This window comes from Ilyobacter sp. (assembly GCF_041583315.1).
In the GTDB taxonomy this organism is placed as follows: Bacteria; Fusobacteriota; Fusobacteriia; order Fusobacteriales; family Fusobacteriaceae; genus Ilyobacter.
This window is the reverse complement of sequence record NZ_JBFHGC010000046.1, coordinates 1-8,888: the sequence shown is the minus strand read 5'-3', so window position 1 is coordinate 8,888 and position 8,888 is coordinate 1. Positions and strand designations below refer to the sequence as shown.

General features: G+C 32.4%; 9 protein-coding genes and 3 tRNA genes. 10 read left to right on the top strand and 2 right to left on the bottom strand.

Annotated elements, in window-relative coordinates; translation table 11 throughout:
• The 7 genes from ABZA26_RS02925 to mnmA form a co-directional block, all read left to right on the top strand.
• Positions 1 to 206 (top strand): phosphatidylserine decarboxylase (locus tag ABZA26_RS02925; RefSeq protein WP_372713025.1); only part of this gene is annotated, 206 nt, incomplete at its 5' end.
• 96 nt (positions 207 to 302) lie between these two features.
• On the top strand, positions 303 to 707 hold the full coding sequence (locus ABZA26_RS02920; RefSeq protein ID WP_372713024.1) for a NusG domain II-containing protein: 405 nt from the start codon (positions 303 to 305) through the stop codon (positions 705 to 707).
• Between the two features lie 209 nt (positions 708 to 916).
• A complete protein-coding gene (locus tag ABZA26_RS02915) occupies positions 917 to 3,349 on the top strand; it encodes a S24 family peptidase (protein WP_372713023.1) in 2,433 nt (810 codons plus the stop codon).
• Positions 3,350 to 3,514: 165 nt separating this feature from the next.
• Positions 3,515 to 3,865: a zinc ribbon domain-containing protein gene (locus tag ABZA26_RS02910; RefSeq protein ID WP_372713022.1), complete on the top strand. Its 351-nt coding sequence runs from the start codon at positions 3,515 to 3,517 to the stop codon at positions 3,863 to 3,865.
• Positions 3,866 to 3,948: 83 nt separating this feature from the next.
• Entirely contained in the window at positions 3,949 to 5,100 is a 1,152-nt protein-coding gene (locus ABZA26_RS02905) for a cysteine desulfurase family protein (RefSeq protein ID WP_372713021.1), read from the top strand.
• 9 nt (positions 5,101 to 5,109) lie between these two features.
• The gene (locus ABZA26_RS02900; RefSeq protein ID WP_372713020.1) at positions 5,110 to 5,733 is read left to right on the top strand and encodes a LysE family translocator; all 624 of its coding nucleotides are present in this window, start codon (positions 5,110 to 5,112) and stop codon (positions 5,731 to 5,733) included.
• An 86-nt stretch (positions 5,734 to 5,819) separates the two neighbouring features.
• Entirely contained in the window at positions 5,820 to 6,950 is a 1,131-nt protein-coding gene (gene mnmA, locus ABZA26_RS02895; RefSeq protein WP_372713019.1) for a tRNA 2-thiouridine(34) synthase MnmA, read from the top strand.
• Between the two features lie 32 nt (positions 6,951 to 6,982).
• On the opposite strand, the gene ABZA26_RS02890 is transcribed toward mnmA, so the two are convergent.
• Positions 6,983 to 7,783 (bottom strand): Cof-type HAD-IIB family hydrolase, encoded by an 801-nt coding sequence (locus tag ABZA26_RS02890; RefSeq protein WP_372713018.1) that lies wholly within the window; start codon positions 7,781 to 7,783, stop codon positions 6,983 to 6,985.
• Positions 7,784 to 8,003: 220 nt separating this feature from the next.
• Between ABZA26_RS02890 and ABZA26_RS02885 the strand changes: the two genes are divergently transcribed.
• The 3 genes from ABZA26_RS02885 (at position 8,004) to ABZA26_RS02875 (ending at position 8,251) form a co-directional block, all read left to right on the top strand.
• Positions 8,004 to 8,080 (top strand) — tRNA-Pro (locus ABZA26_RS02885).
• 3 nt (positions 8,081 to 8,083) lie between these two features.
• A tRNA-Lys gene (locus ABZA26_RS02880) sits at positions 8,084 to 8,159 on the top strand.
• A 17-nt stretch (positions 8,160 to 8,176) separates the two neighbouring features.
• Positions 8,177 to 8,251, top strand: a tRNA-Gln gene (locus tag ABZA26_RS02875).
• A gap of 38 nt (positions 8,252 to 8,289) precedes the next feature.
• Here ABZA26_RS02875 and ABZA26_RS02870 read toward each other — a convergent pair.
• Positions 8,290 to 8,634 (bottom strand): hypothetical protein, encoded by a 345-nt coding sequence (locus ABZA26_RS02870; RefSeq protein ID WP_372713017.1) that lies wholly within the window; start codon positions 8,632 to 8,634, stop codon positions 8,290 to 8,292.
• Positions 8,635 to 8,888: the final 254 nt, after the last annotated feature.

Here is an 8,888-nt window from a genome sequence, read left to right as displayed (position 1 = left end):
TAGGGGGAATAAAACAGACATATATTCCAAAAACCGTTGTAAAGAAAGGCGATGAAAAGGGATATTTTTATTTTGGAGGCTCAACTTGCATTATGATTTTTGAAAAGGGTAAAATAAAAATAGATGAAGACATAGTTGAAAATACTTTGAAAGGCCTGGAAACCTCAATATACATGGGAGAAAAAATTGGAGTTTCTAGAAATTAAAGCTGTAAAATAAAAGACTAGAGATTTTTAATTTTGAGTACTGATTTTATTTGTATTTTTAAAAATCTAAAAGAAAACAAATTAGAGGAAGTGAAGATGAAAAGAAAAAAAAGTTATTTCAAAAAAGGTGATATTTTAATTTATGCTTTTATTTTTTCATTGTTTGCTTTTTTATTGGTCAATATAAAAGGGATGAAGACTCAAAAAGCTTCAAAGGCTGAGATCTACGTCGACGGAAACCTAAAATATATCTATAAACTACAGGAAGATGAAAGGAATGTATTTGTAGACACAAATTTAGGTGGCATAAATGTGCAGTTTAAGAATAAAATGGTAAGGGTTACAACTTCAAATTCACCGTTAAAATTAATTGTGAAGCAGGGGTGGGCAAAGGGGCCCGGGGATACCCTCATAGGAATTCCAGACAGAGCTATAGTAAAAATTGTAGGAGAAAATAAAAATGAGCAACAGGAAGATGATGTAGATTTTGTAATAAGATGAAAGTTATAAAAAAATAAAAAGTGCATCTGTAAAAATGGATGCACTTTTTATTTTTTACTATAGAATTCTATATTTTCACTAAAAAAGTTGTGTTTATTTTCAACTAAAGATATAATTTAAGGGCGTTTAAAGATCAAAGCATATCAATAAGTATGTAATTACAAAAGACCGGAGAGTTTCACTTTTAGATAAAATACTGGAGGAAGAAGATGCATCTTAATAAAGAGCAGGAAAAAATATCCTATACAAAACCTTCAGGGCATATGCTTGTAAAGGGTATAGCAGGAAGCGGGAAAACAACTGTAGGAGTTTACAGGATTCCGTTTTTGCTCAACAACTATTGTTTTGAGCCGAATGATTCTATTCTTCTGATGACTTATAACAAAACATTAATTAATTACATGGAATATCTTTATGGAAAAATAGAGCAAGAATATAAAAAAAACTACCCGACATTATTTGAACTACCGAGAGATAGAGTTAAAATAGCAACAATAGATGGATTGATCTATCCTTATTACCTAAAACACTGTAAAAAAAATAACAAAAAATACACCACTGATATAGGCAACAGCGAAAAATTTTCGATTTTGGGGGAGTATTTAGAAAAATTATCAAAAGAATACAGCGATATAGGTTTATTCAATCAAAATAACCTTAAATTTCTTTACGATGAAATAGACTGGATAAAATCCTGCAATTATCTTGAAGATGAATATCAGAATGCAGATAGATTGGGGGCAACTAAATATGATGAACATAGCCACAGACTTCCAAAAAACTCAAAGATAAGGAAAGCAATCTATAATTTGATGGAGTTGTATTCTAAGGAACTGTTGAACAGAAACTATGTGGATTTTAACGACGTGAGAAGAATAGCTCTAGAAACTATGGAAGAGTGTGCCATAAATAAATTTACCCACATAATAATAGACGAAAGCCAGGACTTGTCTAAACTTCAATTAGAATTATTGAAAAAAGTATATAATGAAAAAGAATATTCCAGTATAACTTTTTTATTTGACTGTGCACAGAGTATATATTCTCAGTCATGGCTTGGGAATGGAAGGAATTTTACCACAATAGGTTTTAATATGGCAGGGAGAAGCAAAACACTGAGTAAAAATTTCAGGACAACTACTCAGATATCTCAGGCGGCTTACAGCCTTTTGGAAAAGTCTCATGATATATTAGACGATGAAAATTATGTTAAACCTTATTTAATAGACAGGCAGGGAGATTACCCAGTTTACAGGCACTTCCCATCAGAGGCTGAAGAGATGGTCTATCTGGTAAAACTTATAAAAAATGAGCTTTCAGATTATAATTTGAACGAGATTGTGGTTGTAGGCAGGTCGAGAGTGCAGTTAGAGAATGCCCGTCAGACAATGAAAATCAGCGATATCCCGTGTGAGATACTAGACAGAGATAACAGTGATTTTGAGAAAAATGCTGTAAGACTCATGACCATGCATTCAATAAAGGGAATAGAGAGTAAAGTCGTTATACTGATAAATTCCAATGAAGGGGTAGTGCCATTTTATTCCTCAAAGGATGATAGAATAAGAGAGTTTGAGGAAGTTACAGAAAAAAAGCTTTTTTATGTGGGAATGACCAGAGCGACGGAAATACTATATATTACTTCCAGTGTAAAACCCTCAAAATTTATAAAAGAGATAAAGCCAAAGTATTTGAGGTTTGACAAAGAGAGCCGTATCAGAGGGATGTATAATCTTTCATTGGAGGAATACAGATTTAAAGAAAACTTGATTAATTTATATTCACCGGAAGAAAAAATCAGGCAGTGGGTTATAAATGAGCTTATAAATAATTATAAATACCCTCAAGAGCTCATAGAGATAGAGCATCCTGTAATTATGGGTTCTAAAAAGGGCTTTGTAGATATAGCCGTGAGCAGATATGAAAAGGGGGAAAAGAAAACTTTTATCTATATAGAGGTGAAATCCATGCATAACGGGATAAAAGAGGCAAAAAGTCAGATACTGAGTTATGCATCTGTATCCAAGGACGTTGAATACTGCATGGTCACTGACGGAACTTCTCTTGAAATATTTGACGAGTCAGGAGGCAAAATAGGGGATATTCCGATTTTTAATATTGAGATGATGCCTTCTGATGCAGATATGAATGTGGCACTGGATATAGAAAAAGACAGGGAACTTATTCTTTTTAGGGATGAAGACGGAAGCATGGAAGTTGACTTTGGAGGACTAAGTGAAAGGTACAGTGCAGAAGATGTCTTATCTCTTCCTGTATACTGTAAAATATCAGGGGGTGTTCCTATTTTCATGAATTCGGAAGAAAATGAAAGTTTTTATCTTCCGAAGGAGCTTGTGAAGGATGAAAGCGGGTTCTTCTTGAGGGTAAGAGGGGACAGCATGAAGAATGCAGATATAGATGACGGGGATCTTGTACTTCTCCGTCAAGATTTAGATCCAAAAAGCGGAGATATAATAGCAGTAGCAATAGACGGCGAAGCTACCTTAAAGCGTCTTATGAAAATGAGAAATTCCATAATTCTTCTTCCTGAAAACCCAGATTATGAAGAGATATACATAAATGAACAAGATGTGAATCTTTTGGGAATTGCCTGTATTGTGGTAAAAAAGAATAAAAGTTAAAGTTATCATCCTTTTCAAATTATAATTTGAATTATTATGAAGTTTTTCATATAAAAAGTATTATAATACAGTGATGATAAAATATAAAAGTTTCAAAATTTTAAAATCTTTTTAATTATTATAGAAGTATGATAAAATCAAATAAAGCAATTGAAAGGATAAAAAGTGTTTTTTATAGGAGTTTTTGGTATAAATAACCGAAGTAAAAAAATCAAGGAAGTCTTATTTAAATGTACAGGATGCTTAAATAATAAGGGTGAATTAATAGAAATTTCAAATGTATTTGAAATTTTCTTTATCCCCGTATTTAAATTTAATAAAAAATATATTTTAAAGTGCACAACTTGTGGCAGCATGTACAAACTAAACAAAGAATCCATTGGTAAAATAATAGAAACTGAAAAAGTAACATATGAGGATATGGAAGAGGTTATCTATGAGAATCGTGTGTGTGAATGCGGAGAAAAAATAATAGACGGGTATGAATATTGTCCAAAATGTGGAAGAAAACTCTGAAATTATTGGGTCAATTGATAAAATAAAAATGGTGTGATACAATAAAGTTTAGTCTCAGTATAAATAAGATATGGCGGTAATGAATGGATAAGAAGAATGTTTATTTAGATAATAATGCTACAACTCCTATGGATGATAGAGTAATAGAAGTCATGACGAAAGTCATGAGAGAGAGCTATGGAAATCCATCGAGTGTATATCAGGTAGGACAAAAAGGAAAAAAAATTATAGAAGAGTCAAGAGAGATGATAAGTGGCCTCTTAGGATTAAAATCCAGGGAGATTGTTTTCACTTCTGGAGGGACTGAGTCAAACAATATGGCTATAAGAGGAGTGGCCAGGTGTCTTAAAAAAAAGGGAATGCACTTAATAACCTCAGCGATAGAACACTCTTCGGTACTAAACACCTTTAAAGATATGGAAAGCCTAGGATGGGAAGTTACTTATCTTGGAGTGGATGAAAAGGGTAAAGTGAATACAGAGGAGCTCAGAAGAAGTATAAAAGATGAGACGGTATTGATATCCATTATGCACTCTAACAATGAAATAGGGACTTTTCAGCCTATTACAGAGATCGGAAAGATAGCCAAAGAGAAAAACATTATATTCCATGTAGATGGAGTTCAGAGTGTGGGAAAGATTAAGATTGATTTTGAAAATATTGATCTCTTTTCCTTTGCAGCTCATAAGTTCTATGGCCCGAAAGGTATAGGGGCACTATATGTGAAGAGTGGTGTAAAAATAGAAAAACTAATAACAGGTGGACATCAGGAGAGAAATAGACGTGCAGGAACAGAAAATGTGCCTGGAGTATGTGGCATGGCAAAAGCCTTGGAAATAACCCTTGAAAACTTATATGTGGAAATGGAAAAAGAAAAAAAACTACGTGATTACATGGAGAAAAAAATACTGGAGAATATAGGTAAAGTGACTATAAACGGAGATCTGAGTAACAGACTTTCCAATACATCAAGCATTAGTTTCGAAAAAGTCGAAGCAGAATCATTATTATTTGCTCTAGATATGAAGGGGATAGCCGTAAGTGCAGGATCAGCTTGTGCCTCAAGTACATTAAGCCCATCACATGTTTTAGAGGCGATAGGTTTTAGCATCAGTAAGGCCAAGAGTACACTTAGGATAAGCCTAGGAAGGTTTACACAAAAAGAAGAGATCGATTATTTTGTAGAAATATTGGAAATGGCAGTAGGGAATGAGAGGAATCTAAATATAATCTAGAGAAAATAGGTGAGGAATTTGGAGATAGTTTTATTAAAAGGGATGTTAACTGGATTTGTCCTTTCACTTCCTCTTGGCCCCATAGGAATATACTGTATGGAAAAAACCCTTGTAGAAGGTGAGAAAGAAGGATATTTTTCTGCTTTGGGAATGGTTTCCGTAGATGTAATATACGGTCTGATAGCCTATTTTTTTTTGAATCAGATAGAAGTGCTGATACTAAGATACGAACCCTATTTGAAGTTTATATTAGGAATATGCCTTATAATGATGGGATATAAAAAATTCAGAGCTCATTTTGAAGTGAAACAACTTGAAAATGAAGGAGAAGGAATAATTAGAAATTTTTTCACATGTTTTTTGGTAACCTTGGCAAATCCATCAACCGTATTTATATTTGTAGCTATTTTTACAACTTTAGGAATAGTAGAAGATAATGCAAGATTTCTTCCTTTGAAACTAGGAGGAGGAATATTTATAGGCGGAGCCTCTATGTGGTTTATCATCACTTATGTATTATACCATTGGAGAAAAAAAGTAGAATTGTCTACATTGGAAAAAATCACAAAGAGTTGCGGATTAGTACTGCTTTCTTTTGGAGTTTTGACCTTGTTGACTATTTGTTATCAATAATTTATCATAAAATTAATGAAGGAATAGCTTTTTCCTATTTTTTTCAAAAATTTATGAATTTATATTTTAAGAAAAGAGGTAGAGGAATGGTTTTAGATTTGAACAGTTTTAATAAGTATCTTGAATATAATCCTGAAAACACCAAGTATACGGTAGCAGTGGGGATGAGTGGAGGGGTAGACAGCTCTACAGTTGCATATATGTTGAAAAAACAAGGTTATAATGTAATAGGGATTACAATGAAGCACTGGAGCGGGATGGATGAGTTGAGTGAGGATTCCAATTCTAAAACATGCTGCAGTCTTGATGATATATATGATGCCAAGAGAGTGTGTGATGATATCAATATACCTCATTATGTTATAAATTTAAAGGAACCTTTTAAAGAAAAGGTTGTAGATTATTTCATAGATGAGTACGAGAAGGGGAGAACTCCAAATCCTTGCATGGTCTGCAACAGGTATATAAAATTAGGTAAACTTCTAGAATACGGAAGAAAAATGGGAGCAGACTTTATAGCAACAGGACATTATGCCAAAATAAAAAATGGTAATCTTTACATGGGAGATGATCCTAAGAAGGATCAGGTTTATTTTCTTTCCCAAGTAAAGAGAGAAAATTTAAAATACTTGATGTTTCCCATAGGTGATTTAGAAAAAACTCAGGTAAGGAAAATAGCTGAAAATCTAGGAGTTAGAGTCTATGCTAAAAGAGATTCTCAGGAAATATGCTTTATAGAGGATGGTAAACTACAAGAATTTTTAATAGAGATGACAGACGGAAGAGTTGAAAAAGAGGGAGATATTGTAAACAAAGATGGAACAGTTCTTGGAAAGCATAAAGGCTTTGCATTTTATACAATAGGTCAAAGAAAAGGTCTTGGAGTACAGCACGAGACTCCTTTATATGTTTTGAAGTTGGATTCTAAAAAAAATAGAGTTATAGTAGGCGATAATGAAGATCTTTTTAAAACGGAACTCTTTGCCGAAGATGTAAATGTATTATCTTTTGATAAAATAGATGATATAGACGGACTTGAATGCCATGCAAAAACAAGGTCTAGAGATATACTGCACCTTTGCAAGATAGAGGTTATAAAAAAGAATTTAATCAAAGTTAAATTTTTAAATGATAAAGTAAGAGCAGTTACGCCGGGTCAGGGTCTTGTTCTATATGATTTTGACGGGAAGGTTATAGCAAGTGCATTTATAAAATAAGCGGCTTATAAGCCGCTTATTTTTTTACTAAATCATAAAAATATTTTTTCTAAATGCTTAGCGACACCATCGTTGTTATTTGTGTCTATAACTTCATGTTCAGGAAGCCTTTTTATTAGTTCCTTATGTGAATTCCCCATCAAAAATCCTTTGCCGACTGTTTTTAGCATATCAAGATCGTTTAATCCGTCACCAAAAGCTAAAGCCTCTTCAGTGGATATATTTTCCTCTTTTAGTATTTTTTCTATAGCACAACCTTTAGAAACACCCTTCTGAACTATTTCAAGGCAATTTTCAAAAGAGAGGGTTATATTAAGAGAGTCTTTAAATGTTGATTGAAGGGTTTTTTCCAACTCATTTATTTTATTACAATCTTCACTTATGAAAAAGAACTTAGTAACATCCTCATTTTTTAGTTCTTCAAAGGGTTTTATAATTGAAGAAAATCCAGATTCTTTATGAAAAACATCGAGTCCTTTGATGTTCTTTTCAATAAACCAAAAGTCATCTTTATAAATCCCCCTATATATTTCGCTATCAACGGAAAGCTCAATAATTTTTTTAGCTAATTCTTTAGGTATGTTAGTGGAAAAAATTTCCTTATCATTTTCATCATGTATTTTTGCTCCATTTGAAGTGATCAGAAAAGAATTTAAGCCTAAAATATTTTTAAAAGCCAACGCATCTTTATGATGCCGTCCAGTAGCAATAAAAAATTTAACACCTAGATTCTTAATTTTCTCTATCACTTTTTTGGTGTAGCTTGAAACTGTATGGTCTGAATTCAGAAGAGTTCCATCAAGATCACATATAACAGCCTTATACTTATTCATAAATATCACTCCAAAATTAAATTCTTTTTATTTTTTAGGTCTAAATTCCAAGTTGAAAGAAATTACTATACTAATTAAATAATTATATCAGATATTGAGGATATAAAATTATATTTTTTTGTTTTTGTATCCATAATAAATAAAAAGGCCTTATATCCTATAAAAAATATTGACATGAATATTAATCTGTGATATTATTTATCCTGTTCGTAAAAAAAAACGGAGCATAGCGCAGCCCGGTAGCGCACCTGCCTTGGGAGCAGGGGGTCGCAAGTTCAAATCTTGCTGTTCCGACCATTTGCGTCACTAGCTCAGTTGGTAGAGCACACGACTTTTAATCGTGTTGTCACAGGTTCAACCCCTGTGTGACGCACCATTTAATTTTATAATTGTTGGGCTGTCGCCAAGCGGTAAGGCAACGGACTTTGACTCCGTCATGCGCTGGTTCGAATCCAGCCAGCCCAGCCATTTTAAAGAGATCAAATCTGTATATATACAGGTTTTTTTTATTTTTTAACTAGTATATTTTTCAGTTTACTTAAATTTTTTAAGGATCTTATTGTAAGAGTAGAACCGTTTTTAAATATAAATACAATGGAACCGAGTGAATAATAATATACAGAATCAAACTCTAGTGTGTTTATATGAAATTCTGAAAGTTCTAAAGAAAACATATAAATAAAATTACCTTTATTTATAATTTCAGAAAAATTAACTGTCTGCTTTATGTTTATATCTTTCGATATAAATGTAAGTTCTACATTTGTATTTAAAAAGAATATTTTTAGAATTCTTTCAGCATCTAAGGGTGACAAATTTACACTGCCATTGATATCTTTGAGATAATTCATAGTATACACCTCCAATTATCTGATTTTTATTATTTATATTCAATATAGAAAGTTGGAAACCTTTCTAAGAATTTTGTGTGAGATTATTGTTTATATAGAAGTTATTTAAATTAATCATAAAAAAAATAAAAAAGTGTTGACGCAAGTTTGCAGATATGTTATTATATTTCTTGTCCGCGAGAGAAAAGCAACTTTCTCAAAGTGGCAAAAACAAAAGGACATTAGCAATTAAATAGAGAAGGAAGTCAAAATCG